At 40.1% G+C, this 21,132-nt stretch carries 26 protein-coding genes; 25 read left to right on the top strand and 1 reads right to left on the bottom strand.

Features of this window, described 5'->3' with window-relative positions; all coding sequences use genetic code 11:
* Positions 1 to 102 precede the first annotated feature (102 nt).
* Entirely contained in the window at positions 103 to 297 is a 195-nt protein-coding gene (locus C9I86_RS13045; protein WP_107276580.1) for a hypothetical protein, read from the bottom strand.
* 134 nt (positions 298 to 431) lie between these two features.
* Between C9I86_RS13045 and C9I86_RS13040 the strand changes: the two genes are divergently transcribed.
* From C9I86_RS13040 to C9I86_RS12915, 25 genes are all read left to right on the top strand, one after another.
* Positions 432 to 674, top strand: a complete 243-nt coding sequence (locus C9I86_RS13040) for a LuxR C-terminal-related transcriptional regulator (protein WP_107276579.1) — start codon at positions 432 to 434, stop codon at positions 672 to 674.
* Between the two features lie 89 nt (positions 675 to 763).
* Entirely contained in the window at positions 764 to 946 is a 183-nt protein-coding gene (locus C9I86_RS13035) for a TraY domain-containing protein (RefSeq protein WP_107276578.1), read from the top strand.
* Between the two features lie 180 nt (positions 947 to 1,126).
* Positions 1,127 to 1,501 carry a hypothetical protein gene (locus C9I86_RS13030; protein ID WP_107276577.1) on the top strand — a complete coding sequence of 125 codons (375 nt, stop codon included), beginning with the start codon at positions 1,127 to 1,129 and terminating at the stop codon, positions 1,499 to 1,501.
* Positions 1,502 to 1,599: 98 nt separating this feature from the next.
* On the top strand, positions 1,600 to 1,962 hold the full coding sequence (locus C9I86_RS13025; RefSeq protein ID WP_107276576.1) for a TrbC/VirB2 family protein: 363 nt from the start codon (positions 1,600 to 1,602) through the stop codon (positions 1,960 to 1,962).
* A gap of 9 nt (positions 1,963 to 1,971) precedes the next feature.
* Complete coding sequence (trbD, locus tag C9I86_RS13020; protein ID WP_107276575.1) at positions 1,972 to 2,265, top strand: conjugal transfer protein TrbD; 294 nt, start codon at positions 1,972 to 1,974, stop codon at positions 2,263 to 2,265.
* The gene (locus tag C9I86_RS13015; protein ID WP_107276574.1) at positions 2,262 to 4,658 is read left to right on the top strand and encodes a conjugal transfer protein TrbE; all 2,397 of its coding nucleotides are present in this window, start codon (positions 2,262 to 2,264) and stop codon (positions 4,656 to 4,658) included. The genes trbD and C9I86_RS13015 overlap by 4 nt, the downstream gene beginning before the upstream one ends.
* A 14-nt stretch (positions 4,659 to 4,672) precedes the next feature.
* Positions 4,673 to 5,431: a P-type conjugative transfer protein TrbJ gene (gene trbJ, locus C9I86_RS13010; protein ID WP_107276573.1), complete on the top strand. Its 759-nt coding sequence runs from the start codon at positions 4,673 to 4,675 to the stop codon at positions 5,429 to 5,431.
* Positions 5,432 to 5,451: 20 nt separating this feature from the next.
* Complete coding sequence (locus tag C9I86_RS13005; RefSeq protein ID WP_107276572.1) at positions 5,452 to 5,661, top strand: hypothetical protein; 210 nt, start codon at positions 5,452 to 5,454, stop codon at positions 5,659 to 5,661.
* The gene (trbL, locus tag C9I86_RS13000; RefSeq protein WP_107276571.1) at positions 5,631 to 7,163 is read left to right on the top strand and encodes a P-type conjugative transfer protein TrbL; all 1,533 of its coding nucleotides are present in this window, start codon (positions 5,631 to 5,633) and stop codon (positions 7,161 to 7,163) included. Before C9I86_RS13005 ends, trbL begins: the two co-directional genes overlap by 31 nt.
* On the top strand, positions 7,135 to 7,830 hold the full coding sequence (locus tag C9I86_RS12995; protein ID WP_199190790.1) for a type IV secretion system protein: 696 nt from the start codon (positions 7,135 to 7,137) through the stop codon (positions 7,828 to 7,830). The genes trbL and C9I86_RS12995 overlap by 29 nt, the downstream gene beginning before the upstream one ends.
* A gap of 15 nt (positions 7,831 to 7,845) precedes the next feature.
* Complete coding sequence (gene trbG, locus C9I86_RS12990) at positions 7,846 to 8,718, top strand: P-type conjugative transfer protein TrbG (RefSeq protein ID WP_107276570.1); 873 nt, start codon at positions 7,846 to 7,848, stop codon at positions 8,716 to 8,718.
* Positions 8,718 to 9,146 carry a hypothetical protein gene (locus C9I86_RS12985; RefSeq protein ID WP_107276569.1) on the top strand — a complete coding sequence of 143 codons (429 nt, stop codon included), beginning with the start codon at positions 8,718 to 8,720 and terminating at the stop codon, positions 9,144 to 9,146. Before trbG ends, C9I86_RS12985 begins: the two co-directional genes overlap by 1 nt.
* Entirely contained in the window at positions 9,139 to 10,374 is a 1,236-nt protein-coding gene (locus C9I86_RS12980; RefSeq protein ID WP_107276568.1) for a TrbI/VirB10 family protein, read from the top strand. Before C9I86_RS12985 ends, C9I86_RS12980 begins: the two co-directional genes overlap by 8 nt.
* Before the next feature lie 14 nt (positions 10,375 to 10,388).
* Entirely contained in the window at positions 10,389 to 10,913 is a 525-nt protein-coding gene (locus tag C9I86_RS12975; protein WP_107276567.1) for an OmpA family protein, read from the top strand.
* Positions 10,910 to 12,853, top strand: coding sequence for a type IV secretory system conjugative DNA transfer family protein (locus C9I86_RS12970; RefSeq protein ID WP_107276566.1), 1,944 nt, complete (start codon positions 10,910 to 10,912; stop codon positions 12,851 to 12,853). Before C9I86_RS12975 ends, C9I86_RS12970 begins: the two co-directional genes overlap by 4 nt.
* Positions 12,843 to 13,376 (top strand): conjugative transfer signal peptidase TraF, encoded by a 534-nt coding sequence (traF, locus tag C9I86_RS12965; protein WP_107276565.1) that lies wholly within the window; start codon positions 12,843 to 12,845, stop codon positions 13,374 to 13,376. The genes C9I86_RS12970 and traF overlap by 11 nt, the downstream gene beginning before the upstream one ends.
* A 112-nt stretch (positions 13,377 to 13,488) precedes the next feature.
* Positions 13,489 to 13,920 (top strand): hypothetical protein, encoded by a 432-nt coding sequence (locus C9I86_RS12960; RefSeq protein WP_107276564.1) that lies wholly within the window; start codon positions 13,489 to 13,491, stop codon positions 13,918 to 13,920.
* Entirely contained in the window at positions 13,904 to 14,521 is a 618-nt protein-coding gene (locus tag C9I86_RS12955) for a hypothetical protein (protein ID WP_107276563.1), read from the top strand. The genes C9I86_RS12960 and C9I86_RS12955 overlap by 17 nt, the downstream gene beginning before the upstream one ends.
* A 464-nt stretch (positions 14,522 to 14,985) precedes the next feature.
* Positions 14,986 to 17,193 carry a DNA topoisomerase 3 gene (locus C9I86_RS12945; protein ID WP_107276561.1) on the top strand — a complete coding sequence of 736 codons (2,208 nt, stop codon included), beginning with the start codon at positions 14,986 to 14,988 and terminating at the stop codon, positions 17,191 to 17,193.
* A gap of 11 nt (positions 17,194 to 17,204) precedes the next feature.
* A complete protein-coding gene (locus C9I86_RS12940) occupies positions 17,205 to 17,777 on the top strand; it encodes a lytic transglycosylase domain-containing protein (RefSeq protein ID WP_107276560.1) in 573 nt (190 codons plus the stop codon).
* On the top strand, positions 17,764 to 18,042 hold the full coding sequence (locus tag C9I86_RS12935; protein WP_107276559.1) for a hypothetical protein: 279 nt from the start codon (positions 17,764 to 17,766) through the stop codon (positions 18,040 to 18,042). Before C9I86_RS12940 ends, C9I86_RS12935 begins: the two co-directional genes overlap by 14 nt.
* On the top strand, positions 18,017 to 18,919 hold the full coding sequence (locus tag C9I86_RS12930) for a hypothetical protein (protein ID WP_107276558.1): 903 nt from the start codon (positions 18,017 to 18,019) through the stop codon (positions 18,917 to 18,919). The genes C9I86_RS12935 and C9I86_RS12930 overlap by 26 nt, the downstream gene beginning before the upstream one ends.
* A gap of 158 nt (positions 18,920 to 19,077) precedes the next feature.
* Positions 19,078 to 19,296, top strand: a complete 219-nt coding sequence (locus tag C9I86_RS12925) for a hypothetical protein (RefSeq protein WP_107276557.1) — start codon at positions 19,078 to 19,080, stop codon at positions 19,294 to 19,296.
* 9 nt (positions 19,297 to 19,305) lie between these two features.
* A complete protein-coding gene (locus C9I86_RS12920) occupies positions 19,306 to 19,491 on the top strand; it encodes a hypothetical protein (RefSeq protein WP_107276556.1) in 186 nt (61 codons plus the stop codon).
* Positions 19,478 to 20,944 (top strand): ArdC family protein, encoded by a 1,467-nt coding sequence (locus tag C9I86_RS12915; RefSeq protein ID WP_107276555.1) that lies wholly within the window; start codon positions 19,478 to 19,480, stop codon positions 20,942 to 20,944. Before C9I86_RS12920 ends, C9I86_RS12915 begins: the two co-directional genes overlap by 14 nt.
* The last annotated feature ends 188 nt before the right edge of the window (positions 20,945 to 21,132 follow it).

The following is a 21,132-nucleotide window of genomic DNA, read 5'->3' as shown; positions in this document are numbered from 1 at the left end:
ACATAGTAAGCTATGTAGTAGTGTGCTATGTAATGCACTTCGCTATCGAATATTCAACAAATTATAGCTGATAAGATGAAAATGTAAAGATTCAAAAACATACTAATCTAGATCTTTTTGATCTTTTTTTATTTCATTTTTTAAGATGGATACGATCCAATCAGTTTGTGTGATTTTCGTTCTTTCATTCTGATTTAACTTATTAATTTCATTATCTATCTTTATCTTTAGCTCTTTGGGGCACCGGAATGTAATAGATATACTTTTTGATGTTGTTGATGGATTATATTTTTTCATTGCCACCCTTTTCTGTCTTACAGTTTTGCTGTACAATCTGTCTTACAGTACTCCTGTAAGTGTATCATTCATTATTGTGGTTGATAGAAAATCCCCTTTCTACCAACCACGAATCAAATGAGAGGGTAATCTCTATGACTAACTATCATAATAACATGCACCAAAATATTTTTCCTGATTTAACAGCGAAACAACTTATTGTTTTGGTGCATTATTCATTAGGGAAAAGTGCCAAAGTGATTGAAGATGAATTAAATTGTTCAAGAACAACAGTTGAAAAACATTTATCAGAAATTCGAATCAAATTTAACTGTAATAAATCAAGTGAGATCAGAGTAATATACTTTATGAGAATAATAACAAAACTAATAGATTAATATATTCTTTAAGGGGCTAGGATTTTCCTAGCTTTTTTTTTATTTTTTAAAAGGCATAATTATAGAAACAAATAATAAAGGAATTTAAAATGACCAAAATAAAAGATTCATTTCCAAATGAAAATAATATTACAGTGACAATTACTCTTAAAGGTAAACATGCTGAAAATTTATTAAATGCATGTTCTCGTTCTAAAAGGAGTAGAAGAAGTGAGATTACAACAAGAATTGAAGATCATCTAATTAATAATAAAAATTATATCGTTAATTAAATTAACATCAAAAAATATTTTATTAAATTATCTAGTCAACTGAGCGCCAGTAGAGCGCGGGCAGGATAGCCCAATAAAAACTACTTGTCGCCACTCACGGGCGGCGACCATTGCTGACAGGCGTGGGAGTACGTGATTTTTAAAAATCGCCCATAACTTATTAAATGGATAAAAATCATAATGTTAAAAATAATGTATGCGTTAATCTCATACGAAGATTTTGCGCAGTGCCACGGATTACAACAATTGTGTGATAAATCTTTTAATAATTTCAAAATATTAAAAGTACATTTTATTGCAGAGATCGATAATGGGATTGTTTTTTCAGCTCTTCTTTCTGATGACAATCAAAATATACATCCTCTAAAAATATCCTTATTTAGAACAACAATCAAACATGTGGTAAAAAAAACGCATCCTGCAAATCCAGATCCAAGCTCAGTTAAATCCCTAAACCGATATCTTCGAAAAGTAAATAATCGTTCAATAACTAATAAAAATTGGAAACAATTTTTAGACTCTAAGAAAAAAATTATTTCTCAATACCACAGTTAAAACTTAATCGGCTTGTAAAAAGATGACTTATCGAAATACCTCCTTATTTCGATGTGCCATGACGCATCAATATTAGTTAATTGAAAATTGGAAAATATATGTTTAATAAGATTAAAGATGCTATTACGCATCGGTTTTATCGTGTGTTACTCCTTATGTTGTTAATGCCAACTTTTGCACACGCATCATCATCAACAGGTATGCCATGGGAAGATCCTTTGAGTAAAATTGTTGACTCTGTAACAGGGCCTATGGCATTTGGGGTCTCGGTTTTAGGTGTCGTTGTTGCTGGTTTTGCACTGGTGTTTGGTGGACAGCTTGATGGATTCGTTCAAAAAATTGCCATTCTTGCTTTAGTTATTGCCGTCATAGTGATGGCAACAAACGTGATGAGTGCATTGTTTGGCATTTCATCAACAGTCGTAGCTATGGGGGCACTAAAAACCCTCACTATCGCGTAGGGCTCAACAATGAGCGAACAATTACAACATGTTCGCATATTTAAGTTTAATCGAAGTCATTTATTCCTGGGAGGTGAACGAGAGTTAGTGCTTGTTACCTCCCTTTTCTGTCTTGTCTTAATTGTTATTTTACAGAATGTCATTGCTGCAATAGTCGGCATGATTTTGTGGACAGCATTGCTGCCCGTTTATCGATTGATGGCAAGTGCAGATCCCCGAATGTCCAAGGTTTATACTTTATATGCGCGTTATCAACGCTTTTATGCCGCTCACGGCATGAAACATTATGGGAAAGTAAAATGATCCCGTTAAAAACATTTCGAAACCATCACAAAGGTTTCTCTGATTTACTCAATTACGCTGCCATGGTTGATGATGGCATTATCGTTAATAAAGATGGCTCTTTTTCAGCAGGATTTTTATACAGAGGACTCGATATTAGTAGTTCTACCGCCTCCGAACGAAATCACATCGCTAATAGAATGAACCAAACCCTTGCCTCATTAGGAACGGGGTATATGACTCAAATAGATGCCATACGCTCAGTAGCATCAACGTATTCCGCCCCTGAAGGCTCACACTTCCCTCACGCTGTTTTTAAAATGATAGATGATAGCCGACGATTCTTTTTCGAAGAGGGTGGTAATAAGTTCGAATCACGGTATGTACTTACTATTACCTATATGCCCCCCTCTAAAAATCTATCAAAAATTACTGAACTCGTGTTTGACGAAAGCGAAATTGATCGGGCAAGTCCAGCAACACGTAATCTAGGGAGATTCAAAAACAAGCTAGTTGAGCTACAAGGGATGCTCGACACTTTTCTACAAGTCGAACGCTTAAACGCTAAAAATAAGCGGGGTGAATGGCAAGACGATTTTTTGAGTTTCATCAACTTTACGATTATAGGTCAATGGCAACCTATTACACTCCCTCACACGCCTATGTACTTAGACAGCTATTTAGGGACATACGATTTTTGGACGGGCTTAAAACCTAAGTTAGATCAGGCGTATATTTGTTGTATATCCATCGATGGGTTCCCTAACTTCGGGCACCCAAACATGTTAAGTGCATTAGATTACTTAAATGTTGAGTATCGCTGGCATTCTCGCTTTTGTCATTTTGATGCAGCTCAAGCTATTGAGCTTTTGAATAAAGAACAAAACAAGTGGAAACAGAAGGTTATCTCTTTTAAAGACAAATTGCTTAAAACCAATAATCCAGCACAAGATGATGATGCACTTGATATGGTTAATCAATATAAGAGTGCAATGACCGCCGTATCAAAAGGTGATATTCAATATGGCCATTACACAACAACGATTGTTTTACGTCATACCGAGATAGAAAAACTTGAGCTGGCAGCAGATGAAGTAACAAAGTGTCTGCGTAATATCATGGGGTTTACGTGTCGCATCGAAACCGTCAACGCAGTTGAAGCCTTTCTCGGCACATTGCCATCAGATTCATTACATAATGTTAGAAAGCCGCTCATTAGTACCATGAATCTTAGTCACTTATCACCGTTAGCTGGGATTTGGACGGGGAATGAAAAATGCCCTTGCCCATTTTATCCTGAGAACTCCCCCCCTTTAATGTATTGCAATGCAGAAGGGAATACCCCCTTCCGATTTAATCTACACGTTAACGATTTAGGCCATACTTTGGTTTTCGGTCCGACAGGTGCAGGTAAATCGACACTACTTGCAACGATTGCCGCTCAATTTATGCGTTATTCCAACGCATCATTATTTGCCTTTGATAAAGGCAACTCCATGTATGCCATCAGTCAGTGTGGTGGTAAACATTTTGATATTGGAGGTGATAACAATAGCCCTAGCTTTGCGCCATTAGCCGATCTCGATAATGATTTTGAATGGTGTGAGCAATACATCGAGCAACTATTAGTCTTGCAAGATGTGACGGTTACCCCGGCCATGCGTTCTAAAATCAATGAAGCGTTAAAGCGCATGACTGGAAAGGGGATCAAGACACTCAGTGAATTTGTAGCAATGGTTCAAGATGATGCCATTAAAGAAGCCATTGTTTATTACACAACGGGCAGTCGGTGTGGTGACTTACTTGATGCAGAAGAAGATTCATTAGAACTGAGTCATTTACAGGTCTTTGAAATTGAATCTTTAATGAATCGCGGTGATAAAGATCTGATACCGGTTCTGCTTTATCTCTTTCGAAAAATTGAACGCGCCTTAAAAGGCCAGCCATCGATGATTATTATTGATGAAGCATGGATTGCGCTTTCTCACCCCGTTTTCAGAGAAATGATCAAGGAGTGGTTAAAGGTATTACGTAAAGCAAATTGTATTGTGATGATGGCAACGCAATCTCTGACCGATGCAGTAAAAAGCGGTATGTTAGATGTACTAATCGAATCATGCCCCACTCAAATATTTCTTCCTAACGCCAAAGCCGAGCAGTTCGCTGAAATATACAGTCAATTTGGGCTTAATAGCAGACAAATTGAAATCATCAAGAATGGTCGTCCCAAGCGTCAATATTACGCATTTACACCAGAAGGCAGTCGATTATTTGATCTTGCCTTAAATCCATTAGCCCTCGCCTTTGTGGGGGTATCCGATAAGGAAGAATTGGCAGAGCTAAAACAAACCATCAATGAATACGGTGATGCATGGTATCTGCCGTGGCTCGATCTTAAAAAGGTTAAATATTAAATTCAGAGGATCTTATGAAAAAAATTTTTTTTGTGGCTGTTATTTCGTTATTTAGCACCCACAGCTACGCCCTTTTCTGTGCGAACTGCGCAAACACATGGCAAATGGCCGCAGCTAATACAAAACAAGCGCAATCTTATTTGGAAACAGTAAAACAAACACTGAACTCAGTTAAGTCATTACAAAATGAAGCACAGTCTATTGCTTATCAATTTGAGAATCTCAAGAATTTAAAACAACACAACTGGGGAGATGCTTTAAATCAAATAGACAAATTAGGTCGTATTGCACGAGAAGGTCAAGCACTCAGTTACTCACTTTATGATCTTAATTCCACTTGGAACGAAAGATTTAAAGGTTATGAGGGATGGGCAGGACAAGAGCAAACAAATAGAGAAATGACGCAGAAATACAAAGAATGGGGTGATACGATGCGAGATACGGCTAAGTCGTCTTTAAAAGTCGCACAAGAAATGGCGCGTATTCAAGAAGAAGACGAAACCACGATTACTCAATTGCAGCAAAATTCTAGTGCATCAACAGGCGCATTAACCGTGGCACAAGCGGGTAATGAGATCGCAGCTCAAACCACACGTCAGCTACAAAAAATGCAAACATTGATGCAAACCGATATTCAAATGACAGCAACTAATATGGCGTTAGCCTCTGAGAAACAAGAGCAACGTCAAGCCGCCACCGATGCCATGATCGCTTCACCTGATGAATTGAAAACCAATATTCATAACGGTAAGGACTGGTCAAAGCTCTGGTAATAACTCAAAGAGAAATCATCATGAAAAAATTCATCATTTTAACCGCTTTTCTTGTTCCCGCTTTATTAGTTGGGTGTTCTGATCCTGCGCAAGCGAAAAAAGAACGTTGCACTCAGTTACAAAATCAAGGAACTGACGCAAGTATGGGAAAAGGGACTCGTAAGTACAGTGAAATAAAAGCTGAATGGGATAAATTACAATGTCATCAAACCGATATTATTCACGGATAATGCAAGGGGCTTTTATAGCCCTTTTTTCTTCTTTCACCCACGCCGCAGAAGTTGCGCAAGATAACTCCCTCGATAAAATCATTCAAGCCTTTCACGATAAAGCCACCGCATGGGAACCCATAATACAGAACCTCACACTAGGGTTATTTGGCGCGTTGCTGACAATCTCAATGGTATGGCAATTTAGTCAAATGGCTATCAAGGAGGGAACTGGATTAGTTGATGTCATTGCAGAACTGACTCGCAGAGCCATTACTATTGGGGTCGCAATTTGGCTATTTAATTCTGCCCCCGATTTGGCGCGAATATTAATAAACTCATTTGTTGAAGTTGGGTCAAAAATATCAGGGAGCACTGTTACATTCAGTCCCAGTAATGTCTTTGAGTTAGGAATGAATATAATCTCTATTGCATGGAGCAAGTCATCATTAATTAAACCTGTTAGTTCATTGATATTCTTTTTATCCGCTTTAATTATATTAATCTGCTTTGCAATGATGGCAATGGAAATGACCATCCTCATCGTTTCTGGTTACATCACGGTCTCTGGCGGCATTGTAGCTATGGGATTTCTTGGGAGCGAATGGACAAAAGAACACGCACTAAATTACTTTACTGCGGTACTCGGCATTGCTTTTAAAATGTTGGTCATGCAACTCATTTTCATTATTGGTTACTCCTTTATACAAGATTGGGGAACATCAATTGATGCTGACAGTTCTAATATTGATTATTTATCCCTAATCGGGGTCTGTATTGTTTTTGCTGGCATGATGCGTGAAATACCTCAAATTGCAGCATCATTAGCATCAGGTCGATTCACTATGGCGGGTGGAGGTGTTCAATCCGCAGGAGGAGGGATTGTAGGAGCGGCGGCGGGTGCTGCCCTGTTAGCCAGCGGTGCAGGTGTAGTCGCGGCAAGCAAAGTGGCGGGATTGGGTGATACTGATTCATCATCCAATGCTGATAATACAACACCGAACAGTCAAGGCGGGATAGACACAGGTGAGGGTGATAATGGGGAAGCCTATGAAACTCACTTAGCCAAACAAGCTGAAAATAATGCCTCTTCTTCAAATACGTCCACTACTTCAAGTCCTCACGTTGATAACCCCCACTCAGATAATACCGCCCCAAATAATCAGGGAGCAGATACAGGTAAAGGTGATGATGGTAAGGCATATCAACAATCAAAGCTTAAGCAAGCGGCAGTGACAACCGCTAAAGCAACAGCGAAAGTAGCAGGAGGGGTCACAAAAGGGGTTTTACATGCGGCTGCGGAGCAAAGTTCGGTTGGTCGCCACATGGCAAGAGCCGCTACTCACATGTCACAACATGCTGAAAAAAGTAAAATTGATAGTCAAACTCCCGACTATCAAGCCATTCATGAAAGGTTAAGCAAGCACTTAGTCGTTGATGACGGTAATGATCCCAATAATTTTAGAGACAATATAATGCAAGCGAGTGAGCATCATGAAAAAGACAAAAAACAAGACGAGTAATGTTCATCTCGATGAACAATCACTGATGTACCTAAGAGCAAAACACGAATGGGATGAACGAATAGGCAGTACATTAAGCCAAGCGCATAATTGGAAACTCGCGGCCTTTAGTTCTATGTTTATTGCGGTGTGTGCCGTTGTTGGTGTCGGTTACATTGGTGCTCAAAGTAAAATAGAACCCTATGGCATCGCTTTACAAGGCGACAGTGTTTTACCTATTGCCCCCTTAAATAAACTAAAAGAAACCGAAATTGAACGTTTTAAAGTCACGGAAATTGAGAACTTTATAGAAGAAGTACGAACTGTTTATATTGATGTTGAAGCGCAGAAAAGCATGGTCCGAAAAGCCTATAGTCATTTGCGCTCAGGTGATCCAGCATACTTACAAATAACCGCACAATTTAAGCAACAAAATCCGTTTGAACGTGCAGAAACGGAATTAGTTAAAGTCAAAGTTGTTGCTGTTTTACCTTTATCACCAAACACTTATCAAGCTGAATGGGATGAAACAGCCACAAACAGTACCACTGGGCTGCAATTATCTAAGCAACGTTATAAAGCAACGCTAAACACCTATGATATCCCCCCAACGTCAAAAGCCGCTATTCACAATAACCCCCTCGGTTTTTACATCAAAACATTCAATGATGTAGTTATTTCTCACTAACACTCGGATTTTATTATGAATAAATTACTGCCGATCTTATTGATCGTCAGCGCGAACGTGTGCGCGCAATCTGTACCCGCGATTAATACATCGGATATGTCCTCACCATTACTCGGCCAAAATCAGGCTTTAACCGCTAAAGAGAAACACGGACTCGCTTTAGCCAAAAAATGGATCAACGGTACATCTCGACCTATTACGCAAGGTGATGGCTCCGTCACCTATTTTTACGGGACAACCATGCCTCAAGTTGTATGTGCCCCACTCAAAACCTGTGACATTCAACTGCAAGCAGGAGAGCGGATCACTAAAAAAGGCGTCAATATTGGTGACAGTGTTCGATGGGTTGTGAGTCCTGCAATCTCTGGCGAGGGAGCAAAGCAAATCACTCACATTATTGTTAAACCCTCTGATGTGGGCTTAAACACAACAATGGTGATCACAACCAACAAGCGCACTTATAACATTGGCCTATCATCACGGTCGCATGACTGGATGCCGACCATTAACTTTGATTATCCTGAAGAGGTGCAAGCCGAATGGGATAGCTATTACGATACTCAACAGCAACACATTGCTGAAAAAACGCTGGGGAACGGATTAAATATTGATAACCTCGACTTTAATTATGCCGTGTCAGGCCGTGGGGCATTTAAACCGCTTCGGGTTTACAACAACAGTGTAAAAACCATTATTGAAATGCCCTCTTCTATTAACGCTGGCGAGTTACCCTCTTTACTTGTTGTTAATGCAGGCAAAAAAGAAATTGTGAATTATCGCTATCGGGACAATAAGTTCATTGTTGACCAATTAGCGAAACAAATTGTGTTGATTATGGGTGTGGGTAGCGATCAACAATCCGTGTTAATTACCTATAAGGGCAAATGATGAAAAACCTCTTTTTTAGTGTCCTTCTTTTACTCACTGGATGCGCGAACCCATTAGTTGATATTGGTGGCAATGTTAACAATGTTTCACTGACTCAATCCCACGCGAAACAAATAACAGACAGTGTGGCAAAAGAGTTAAAAAAACGCTTTTATGCGCGTGCTGTTTTTGATTTTCCTCATGATCCTAACAATGTCTTTGCCGCCTCCTTAGAGCAATCATTACGCTCACAAGGCATGGGGGTTGCTATCAACAATCAATCCCAATATCGACAATTACGTTATCATTTAGACGCACTGAATAAGACTCAATTTTTCATTGAAATTGATGTGGGTGAGGTTCACTTTCAGCGTATCTGGATTGTAGAAAATGGCATATTAGCCCCATTAGTGAGTACGGCTAATTTTGAGGGGGTGAAGCATGAATGAACACTCACCTAATGGCTTAACCACAAGTGCCGATCCCAAAAAAGGTTTTTTAGGGGGCGGCATCTCTAAAAAACTACTGGGTATCATTATCGCTGGGATTTTTTTGCTGCTGATGTTTACGGTCTATATTATTTCACAAAAAGGCCAACATAAAACAGTCGATGAACAAACAGCATCAATCCAAACAGAAGCATCAAACAGTGGAAGTGACAGTAGCAATGGAGGGATGAATGAAATATTAAATCAAGCACCCGATAAAAACCGAATCACCCCATCAGCATCATTACCCACACTCACATCACCCAAAACGACTATTGATGAAAAGGCACCATTACTGACTTCGCCAGCTCAACCTCAAGAGTCCGAAGTTGATAGAAAACAGCGTTTAAATACTGAGCGCGAGCAAACACGTATTCGTCAACTCAAGGAGCAACAATTTCAAGCGGCGTTAACGGCTCAATCAAGCGTCAATGTTGATATGAAAGACGATAGCCCTAATGGCTCTCCCCCTCAACAGGCATCAGTACCCAACCTGCCTCAACAACCGCAAATTCTTGCTGAGAATGATCCCAATAACCAAGCGTCAAAAATGGCGTTTGCTAAGGAAAAGCACAGCAATACGTACTTATTACAAGGCCGTGAACAGCCGTTAAGCCCGTATGAATTAAAGGTAGGGACGGTTATTCCTGCCACGCTGATAAGCGGTATCAACTCCGACTTGCCAGGTCAAGTGATTGCCTCTGTCAGCCAGAATGTGTATGACAGCGCAACAGGTAGCCATTTATTGCTGCCGCAAGGCGCGAAACTGTACGGGGTTTATGACAGCAACGTTTCATACGGTCAAGATCGATTACTCATGGCATGGACTCGCGTTAACTACCCTGACGGTACAACCCTTGAACTCGATGGAATGGGGGGGATTGACGCACAAGGTTATGCTGGCTTTGAAGATCAAGTTGACCACCATTATTGGAAAATATTCGGTAACGCATTCATTCTCGGCATGATCACAGGCGCAACCGAAGCGGGGGTAAGTGACAATAACAGTGATGATAATACAACTGCTGAATCCGTCAGTAATGGAGTAGCAGAGCAATTTGCAGAAACAGGCTCAACACTGATTGAAAAAAACCTCGATGTACAACCTACTATCAAAATCCGAAACGGTTACAAGTTTAATGTCATGCTGAATAAAGACGTTATTTTGCAGCCATACCACCCTATTTAATGGATTAACAACAAATGAAATATACCGTTATTGGGGTCATGCTTAGTCTTGCATGGCCTGCATTAGCGCAAGCCTCTTATATTAGAACAGAGGCTTACGCGACGCACTTAGACCATCAGAAAATTCACATATCAAGCACACTAACCCAACCGATAACCAAAGCACCTCCATCCCCTCTTCTTTCTCAGCCTACAACCATCAAAACACAAACATTGCGCTCTCAAGCATTATTTGGGTTTGATAGCTACCACATTACGAACACTACCGCTCTTAACGGCTTAATCAACACGCTGCAATCTAGCCCAGTAAAAACTATCACCATCACAGGCTATACCGATAGTCGGGGAAGGATTTCCTATAACCAACGTTTATCTGAGCAAAGGGCGCAATCTGTTAAGCGGTACTTAAAACAAAAAGCCCCACAGCATAGATACCTCATACAAGGAAAAGGCGAACAAAACCCTGTCGCAACCAACATGTATTTGTGGGGAAGAGAACAAAACCGACGCGTTGTTATTACGTTTGAAGGTGAACGATGAACAATAAACCTTTTGGCTATCAAGAGAAAAAACATGGCTTGCCGCTGATTAAGCGGCTTGGCTATCTCATTCTCTTCTTATGTTTAGCGACATTATTAAATATCGCGGCCACTGAGTACGTTGCACAACAATTCGGTTGGCCTCATTGGACACCGAGAAACCCTTTTTCATGGATGTTATGGGCGATTCAATACCCTGAATATAAAGACTTCTTTCGTCAAATATGGATAGGATTTTTAGTTGTACTCGCGGTGATGGGTGGAGGCATATCAATGATCATGTACTTTGCCAAAAAACCACAAGGCAATAAAACCTCGGCGGGTACTGCCGCTTTTGCCGTCAAAGAAGACATTGAGCAAGCGTCTTTACTCACGGGGGATGGTGTTTATGTCGGAGGGTGGGAAGAAAAAATAGGGGCAACAAAACTCAATCCTCTAGCGAGTGCTATCCAAATGCATTACTTACGACACAATGGCCCTGAGCATATTCTGTGTTTCGCCCCTACCCGTTCGGGTAAAGGCGTGGGCTTGGTCTTACCTACGTTGTTGAGCTGGCAAGGATCAGCGTTGGTACTTGATATTAAAGGTGAGCTTTATTCGGAAACCGCAGGCTGGCGCAGTACGCAAGGCGGCAACATTTCATTGTTATTTGATCCTGCTCGACCTGAATCAGTCGGTTTTAATGCATTAGAAGAAGTAAGAATAAACGCGCCGGTTAATGGGCGGTTCACAACTAATGGTTATGAAGTCTCAGACGCTCAAAATATTGCCCTTATGCTGTCTAATCCCAATGGAGACGATATTTCTAAAGATCACTTTAAACAGCAAGCGTACTCATTAATTACTGCCCTTATCATTCACAACCGCTACAAATCAGCACACACGGGGGAAATGGCGAGTCTTGCTGATTTAGGCGAAAACCTCAAAGATCCTGACACATTAGATATCTACGCCATGTTTTCAAAAATGATGACATTCCCTCACATGGACAAGAACAGCGAACAAGAAGAAGTGGCATTTACAAAAGAAGACATGGACGAGTTAATCAGTTTAGATAAAGCTGATACTCACCCACTTGTGCTTCAAATTGCGGCTGATATGTACAAAAAAGCCGATCGCGAATTAGCAAGTATCATCTCAACGGCATCGGCTGCATTTAACTTATTCTTAGATCCTGTTGTCGCAAAGAACACTAAACACAGCGATTTCACCATTGATCAACTCCGCAATGATGATAAGCCGCTTTCGTTATATGTAGTCACAAGACCCAATGATATTGAACGACTCAAGCCTTTATCACGGATGTTGTTCACATTAATCTTAAAACGCGCAACTGAAACGTTAGATAAACCTAAACATCGCCTATTAATGATGATGGATGAATTCACCTCAATGGGACGGTTACAAGCCCTTGAGGATTCCATCGCTTATGTGGGGGGCTACGGCATTAAGATTTATTTGATTGTTCAAGATACTGAACAACTTTATAAGGCTTACGGTAAACAAGAAACCATCATGTCGAATTGTCATATCCGTATTGCTTATGCGCCCAACAAAATGGAAACCGCAGAATTATTATCGAAAATGACGGGAACAATGACCGTTGCTGAAATATCAACCACGGTATCAGGAAAGCGTTCAGGCATGACTGATAACGTCAGTTATTCGATCAATGAGAAAAGCCGTCCACTGCTTACTCCCGATGAATGTCTACGTTTACCCGCGCCACTCAAAGACGAACACGGAATGATAAAAAAGGCAGGCAAGATGCTTATTTTTGCGGCAGGTTTTCCACCTGTGTTTGGTACTCAAATTTTATGGTTTATCGATCCTGTATTTAAGCAACGTCACTCCAGTGCAGGCGGTAAAATGATCGCCCCCAACGTCGCCGATCAAGTTGCGTTACTCAATAAACCTATTTGGGGGGAGGATGACGAATAATCAAAAGATAGTTGGCCTGTTGATTGGCCTTGCCTCTGTTACCGTAGGGTTTGCAGCCATTGGGTTTAGCATCGGTTATCGTTGGAACGAAAGTATTTCTTATCCCCCTGGTCTTTACCGTTTAACCCAATCAAGCACAACCTATCAAAAAGGGGATTTAGTTTTATTTTGCCCACCCAATAATGCCGCAATTCAAATGGCAAAAAACCGAGGTTACTTGAAATTTGGTACATGTGACGGCGGTGTAACCCCCGTTATGAAGCGTATCGTTGGCACCAGTGGCGATAAAATAACGTTTAACCACACCATACACATTAACGGCCATAAGTTAGATCGCACCTATCTTTTAAAAGAAGATGGCGAACATCGACCATTACCTCAATTAAGCAATTTCACTATCGAGAAAAACCACGTCTTTGTGATTTCAGATCACCTACCGACCGTCAGCTTTGACAGTCGCTACTACGGTGCTGTACCCGCCACAAATATTATCGGTCATATCATGCCAATTTGGACACCATAACCCAATAGCCTTATGCACATATCCATAGGGGAGTGAAGACATTAAAACGATCGCAGCGACCTTGTGGGTATGTGTATAAGGCGAGCCGCACACTGATTCTAGGAATATTAATATGGCTAACTTAATCAGAGATAAAGCATTACAGCATTATCTCGACACGGTATCACTCATCGACCCCTATAAAGCAATTAATACAGATTATCCGATTGAGATCCGTGGTTGTTTTCTTGGCGAACCACTATTTCAAGCGATCTTTATAGTCAACACTCCTCGCCAATTTCTTGCTGACTTGAAGCGTCATCAATCTTTAGAAATAGTGAATGAAACGCTTCACTGTATCGAGGGAAAACTAGACAGTACATTACTCTTAAAAGCCATCCCCTCATTATCCGATTTTAAAAAAGTATTAGATAACCTCGGTAATGATTATGACGAACTTTTACAGCTCGTCATCGAATGGAAAAGCAACGGAGCAAATCAAATAGAGCTGACTTGTTATCATGATATGTACGTTATGGAAGAGGCAAATGAAGACGATACATAAAAGATCAAACATTGATGTGAAACAGTTGGATTTTGCTTATCATGTCGCTAAACGATTGGATGAACACCGAGAACTGATAGAGGACATCGAAAAAAACACGGGTTTTTTTTCTAAACTTGAATATCAAACCTATAAAGAGATCGCCCAGAAACAAGATGATTACTTGGTTTATCTTTATTACCTACGAATGGGACACCAAGTTATTGAGTGCATTTACCCCTCAAAATTCACGGCACAATTTCCGTACGTCAGACCTCGCCCTTCCTGCTTATCAAAAGTACATATAACAACGTCAATATTCGTTCGTGTTATGAACATTATAGGATGGCGTTCTAACGGAAAAATTAAACCAAAACAACTAGGAGATGTTATCCAACATCTAACCGCTCATAGATCGCTTATTAACGCGGTAGACACAAACACTCACTTTTTCAATGAGCAATGTTTTTGGCATGAGTCTCACGCTCGATACCAAGATGATTATTTCCAATATTTGTATCTGCTCCAAAATGGCAAAGCATTTAATGAAAAAGATCCGTCCAAAAACATGTGCCCTAGACCAAGCGTACTTAAACCATCAACGTTCAAGCAGAAAATATAATGGAAGCTAAATATGCCTCAAAAATGCTTAGATTGTAATAAAGTTATATTGCCCAACGATGATGCAGGGCTATCCGCAACAGCGTGTAAATATTGCGGTTCTACCAAATTAGTATGTGATCACCCAAGCGGGCACTTCGATCCAATCAAAGGTTGCTTTGTTTGTGGCACCTGCGGACATGAATATAGAAGTGGAGTAAAACAACTACGAAAGCTAGCAGAAGGTAATAATTCATTATCTAAGTTAGCAAAATTATTAGATATACAATGAAAAGTCTTTCTTTCTATTCTGATTTGCAGACCAAGCGTACTTAAACCATCAATGTTTAAGCAGAAAATCTGAAATACCCCAATTGGCATCTAACGAGTAGATAGCGATAAAGTAAATACTACGAATTTACCTCCCAAAAAATCAGCTTCCTCTATTTCATATCATTCCCTCAACATCATATTAAGGAATATATCATGCGCTTATTTATCGCTGAAAAACCATCCCTCGCTCAAGCCATTTTTGAAGGCTTAAATGGCGATCCGAAAACAGAAAAACTCAACGGCTATTTCCAACATGGAAATGATGCGGTTACATGGTGTTATGGCCATATGCTCGAACCCTTTGACCCACAAGATTACGATTCAAAATATGCATCATGGCAATTTGATGACCTCCCGATCAAAACCCATATACCACCTCAACTAAAACCCAAGCCTGAAAGCAAAAAACAATTGAGTATTATCTTAGATCTCATAAGCAAAGCAGAGTCGATTGTTCATGCTGGCGATCCTGACGAAGAAGGTTGCTTGCTCATAGATGAAATATTGGGGTATGCCAATAATAAGAAGTCTGTAAAACGCTTATTAGTTGCTGATCTTAACTTAGCCCCTGTTAAAAAAGCCCTTGCTAACTTATTACCAAATGAACAATTTCAAGGTATGACGCAAAGTGCATTAGCCCGTTCACTTGCCGATCAAAGTTTCGGGTATAACTTAACCCGTGGTTGTACATTGAAAGGAAGAGAAAAAGGATTTGATGGCGTGTTGAATGTAGGCCGTGTTCAAAGTGCAGTACTTGGGCTTGTTAATACGCGAACATTAGCAAACCACAACCACACTGAAAGTTTCTATTACAATGTTCATGCGGTCATTGATGTTAATGGCCATCACGTTAAAGCTCAGTATCAACCAACAGAACACGACCAGCTAGATGAAAAGAAACGCATTATTTCAGAGGCCAATGCAAAGAATATAGCGCAACGTGTTAGCGATAAATCAGCCTTAGTGACACTGGCAATGACAAAACCAGAAAACACTAAGCCGCCATTGCCTCTTAATCTATCAACACTTCAACAATTATGCGCAAAGCAGTTCGGTTACTCCGCCTCTAAGACGCTAGACATCATGCAAAAATTGTATGAGACGCATAAGCTACTGACCTACCCGCGAACAGATAGCCGTTATTTATCCGATGAACATTTTTATCAAGCCGCTGACTTGGCAAAATCAATCGCACAAACTGCACCATCATTCGCTGACGCGTGTTTAAATATGGATATAGCCATTAAACACAAAGCATTTAATGCGTCTAAAATCGAAGCGCATCACGCTATTGCCCCAACGAACAAAGACGGCTCTACGCTGACATTATCAAATGAAGAGAAAAATGTTTACGCATTAGTTGCGATACATTTTATTGGCTTGTTTTATCCTGATTCAATCAGAGATAAAACCAAAGTATTGTTTGATATAACAGGCGATACATTCACCGCAACGCAAAGCATTTTAGTTCAGCGAGGATGGGAAACCTTACACCGACAATCGGACAAAGAAGAACTAACGAAGCCTAAAGATGTTGATTTAAGTACCTTGAGTTTTAATGATGAGGGTGCTTGTTCTCAAACTGATATTGAGAAGAAGAAAACACAGCCCCCTAAATACTTCACAGAAGCAAGCCTACTTGCAGCCATGACACGCGCAGCTAAGTTCATTGATGATAACCCTGAATTACGTAAAGCACTCGAAGCTAAAGACGAGGGCGGTAGCGACCAAGGCAGTATTGGTACAGAAGCCACGCGTGCAAGCATCTTAGAAAAACTGGCGGCAAATACAAACCTCATTACGATTGAAAAAGAGAAAGGCTATAAAGAGCAGGTTTGGAAGACCACCAAACAAGGCCAAGAGTTTTGTACGGCACTACCAAGTGACGTCATCAAACCCAACATTTCAGCAATGTGGGCTGAAAAACAAGCCCAAATTAAAGCAGGTAAACTGACCGTCGAGGCATTCATTGGAGATGTTGATCGTTATATTCATGAACGCATTGTTCACCTAAAAGATCATGGCATCAATATTACCGCAAATGCGATGGCTTGCCCTGTTTGTAAGGTGGGGTTTTTACGTAAACGTAAAGGCGGAACGGGGTATTTCTGGGGCTGCAATCATTACCCTGATTGTAAAACAACGTTCCCCGACAAAGCAGGCAAACCCAACATGGCCATAAAAAAGCCGGTTACACTTAGCGAGCATTTATGCCCTAAATGTGACAAGCCCTTAATCCGAAGAAAAGGAAAAGTGATTAAAGGGAAAGCTTCTTATTTTTATGGGTGCAGTGGCTATCCAACATGTAAAACAACGCTATTTGAAAAACAAGGTAAGCCGAATTACGATACGGTTAAATAGGATAGATAATAATGTTCGATGTCACTCCCTACATCGAATGTATCAATGATGTTCACGCTACAACGTTACAAAGTGTCATCCGCAATGAATCTGGCGGTGATCCATTCGCGATTAACGTCAATATCATTAAAGGTAAACCACGCCCCAAATATCGTCAGCCAACATCTAAAAAGCAAGCCATTACACTTGCCAAGCACTATATCGCGCTGGGTCATTCTGTCGATCTGGGATTAACACAAGTGAACAGTAGAAACCTCTCACACTATCGCGTTTCTATTACTGATATGTTCGACCCTTGTACCAACCTCCGTGTTGGTTCAACCATTCTTTACGATGCTTATCAACGCGCTTTAAAAGTTGATAGCAACAAGCAATCAGCACTCCTCAAAGCATTAAGCATCTACAACACAGGCAATATGCGCTACGGGTTTAAAAACGGGTACGTTCGTAAATATACCCGTGGTCAGCATTATTCAAAACAACCAACGAACTCAAAACAACCAACGAACTCAAAACAAACATCTAACGCAATTAGTTATGCGCAAACCACTATTGATCTAGGAGATATCTATGACACCCCCTAAAAAACAGACCAATACAAAAACATCACCATTACCAAATTCAAAAATTGATACCACATTATCTCAATTACCTGATAGCCGGCCTCAATTTGAATTACTTTATAATGGTTCGCCTATATTCATCGATATGAATACGTTGCTACAATGCTTGAAAATAGCTGAATATACCCACCATATACCTCCTATTGACGGGGCTTGGTGGCTTGAGATTACTAAACGTTATTCCGTGGAGATTCATTTAGATGGACGTATTCAAACTTCGCCTTAACGATACAAATTGCATTGAAATAACAAGGGAGATTTTTGAAAAAGAGACAAAACAACAAGGCCCCTGGTATCAATCGCTGAATGGCCGAGATGAATCACATTTGGCTATTTGTCCAGCTTGTGACAATACGATCACAATTATTGGTCTACACGCAAATGAGACCGAATTAAATACTGAGACAGGGGAAATTCAGACCAAAGAAGATCGTGAGCCACATGGTCGTCACTATCTTTATAAACAGTTGGATAATTTGGGTATCCTTGATAGAGAAGCCTATGAAAACTGTCCTTATTCTGGAAAAAGAAGCCTGACAAAGGGAACAAAGCATTCAAAAACGAGCAAAGTTCCCTCTCGTATTCTACATATCTTATCTGAAAGCCTTGATCGTGTTTGGTTTATATTATCAAAATCCATAGGGATAAATATAAGTAATAATCAATTAGAAGAGATGGTTATTCGGTATAAGAGAGCTGAAGGATGGCTATATGCAGGGGCTACAGTGATGAATGTTCCGTGGATTTTTGGTTACTTCTCTCGCTCAACGTCCCTTCGTTATAAATCAATAATGAATGAGAATATAAGATCAGCCATATCTAGAGAATATCCAGATGCTATCTTTGAAGATAAATATTTCACGTTAAATTCAAAAGAACGGGCAATAAATCCCTGTTTTTGTTTTGAAAATCATACGAGAAAGATGAATAAAGAACACTTAGATGAAACTATCGACTTAGTTATTACTAATGACGATGGTCATGAAATATATCGGCAAGTTATAGAATTTGACCACCAATATTTTATTAATCTACTAAATAAAGAGAATACTTATCGCAATAAAAGCATTCTTTCTATGGGCGAGAAATATTTCTTATCATGAGTCACGTTTATCAGCTTGTACCTACCAAGTAAAAAATCAATAAATTTAGGGCATTTAGATCAGAATTGCTTAAGGCCCTAAATATACCAAGGAACACACAATGAATTACGGCAAACTTAGCTTTGTTGAGTCATTCTGTCGATCTTGGATTAACACAAATGAACAGTAGAACCCCCTCACACTATCGCGTTTCTATTACTGATATGTTCGACCATTGTTCTAACTTCCGTGTTGGTTCAACCATTCTCTATGACGTTTATCAACGCGCCTTAAAAATTGATAGCAGCAAGCAAGCAAGCAATCAGCATTATTCAAGCCAACCAACTCAAAACGCCCCGTTAACGCAATCAGTTATGTACAAACCATTATTGATCTAGGAGATATCTATGACACCCCCTAAAAAACGTCACACTGTCACAATTAATGACATGAATTTTCAGCAACGACAACAAGCCGTCCTTTCTCATGCCGTCGTCGAGTTTACAATGGAAGAACTCGCTGAAATGGGTGCCGTTCTTGATGATGATCCAATGACAGAAGAAGATTACGAGGTCGAACATGGCCAAGAGTAAAGATAAACCTCAAGAAACACATGCAGAAAAAATAGCTAACCTAATCATTAAACAAATCGAAGCTGGAACTGCCCCTTGGCAAAAGCCGTGGGATTCAGACCACCCTAGCGGCTTACCTCATAATGGTATTACAGGTAATCGTTACAAAGGGGGAAATGCAATCTACCTACAAGCCACGCAGATTGAAAATGAATATGAAGATCCGCGCTGGATGACGTATAAGCAAGCACAGTCGGTAGGTGCTCAAGTTAAAAAAGATGAAAAATCAACGGAGATTGTTCACTATAAATTCAAAGAGACAAAGTGGGTTGAAAATGACAAGGGCGAAAAAGAAAAGGTAACGGTTAATCTGAGTAAACCTAGAGCATTTTCAGCCCGCGTGTTTAACGCTGAACAAATTGATGGATTAGAGCCTTATCAAGCCCCTGAAATAACATGGGATAAGAACGAACGAGCAGAGGCAATACTTCAAGCGTCCAAAGCAGAAATTATTCATGATCAAGCTGACAGTGCCTTTTATAGCCCTGTACGAGACCAAATTCACCTCCCTTCTGAATCCGCGTTCCCAACGCAAGAAAAGTATTATGCGACAGCACTTCACGAATTAGGCCATTGGACAGGCAATCAAAATAGGCTTGATAGAGATTTATCAGGCCGCTTCGGTAGTGAAAGTTATGCTAAAGAAGAATTAAGGGCTGAGATAGCATCTTTAATGATAGCTCAAGAAACAGGGATCGCGCCTGAGACGGAAAGACATGCTGCTTACGTTAAATCTTGGGTTAAAGTCCTACAAGATGACCCTACCGAAATTACAAGGGCTGCCAGTGATGCAGAACAGATCACGAATTACGTGTTGGACTTTGAACGCACACTCGAACATGAACTTACCGAAGAGCAGCAACACATTGAAGTTGAACAACACATCAATGAGCTTGCAAAAGATGCAATGGTATATTCACTTAATCATAATGATGAACCGTTCTTATGTACGTTTGTTAGCGACACAGATTTAGGCGATAACTATCAAGATATTCACAATGGAATATTTTATATGGCTGACGCTCAACATCAAGATGACGATAAACGTCTTCTTGCTTCAATCAGTGAGCAATCTGTTATACAGCACCTTGATGACAGCAAAACAGACACATTATTAGAAGCCGCCTTAGAGCAAAAACCTGCCGATAAAGTATTACTGGTCTTTGGTGATAAAGAAACAAAGCAGAATTTGAAGCATCACGAACCTGATGTTTTTGTCATGACGGCAAGTGATATTGATTTTGGTGCTAAGAGCCTCACTGACGCCATTAAACACAAAGGGGTAGAGGTTAGCAGTCGTCACATCAAGCAAGTCCAAGATGGCGCTCAGAGAAAGCTAGATCGCAAGATTTATCAAGATAAAGAAAAACACACTGAAAAAGTCATAGAAAAAGCCGCCGATATTGAGCGATAAAAAATGTAGATAGGCACTAAAGCCTATCTACGCTCTAGCGTTCAAGTTGATTGGCCTTATCTTGTAGTGGTACATTAAATTTGGCCACCTAGTTAGAGGTGATATCATCACCTCATAATTTAATAGGTGACACTATGACTAAAAGAATACGCCCTAATTTTACACCCGAATTTCGATTAGAATCAGCA

This window comes from Photobacterium sp. NCIMB 13483 (genome assembly GCF_003025475.1).
Classification (GTDB): Bacteria; Pseudomonadota; Gammaproteobacteria; order Enterobacterales; family Vibrionaceae; genus Photobacterium; species Photobacterium piscicola.
The sequence above is the reverse complement of the archived record's forward strand: the minus strand, read 5'-3'. Positions and strand labels throughout refer to the sequence as shown.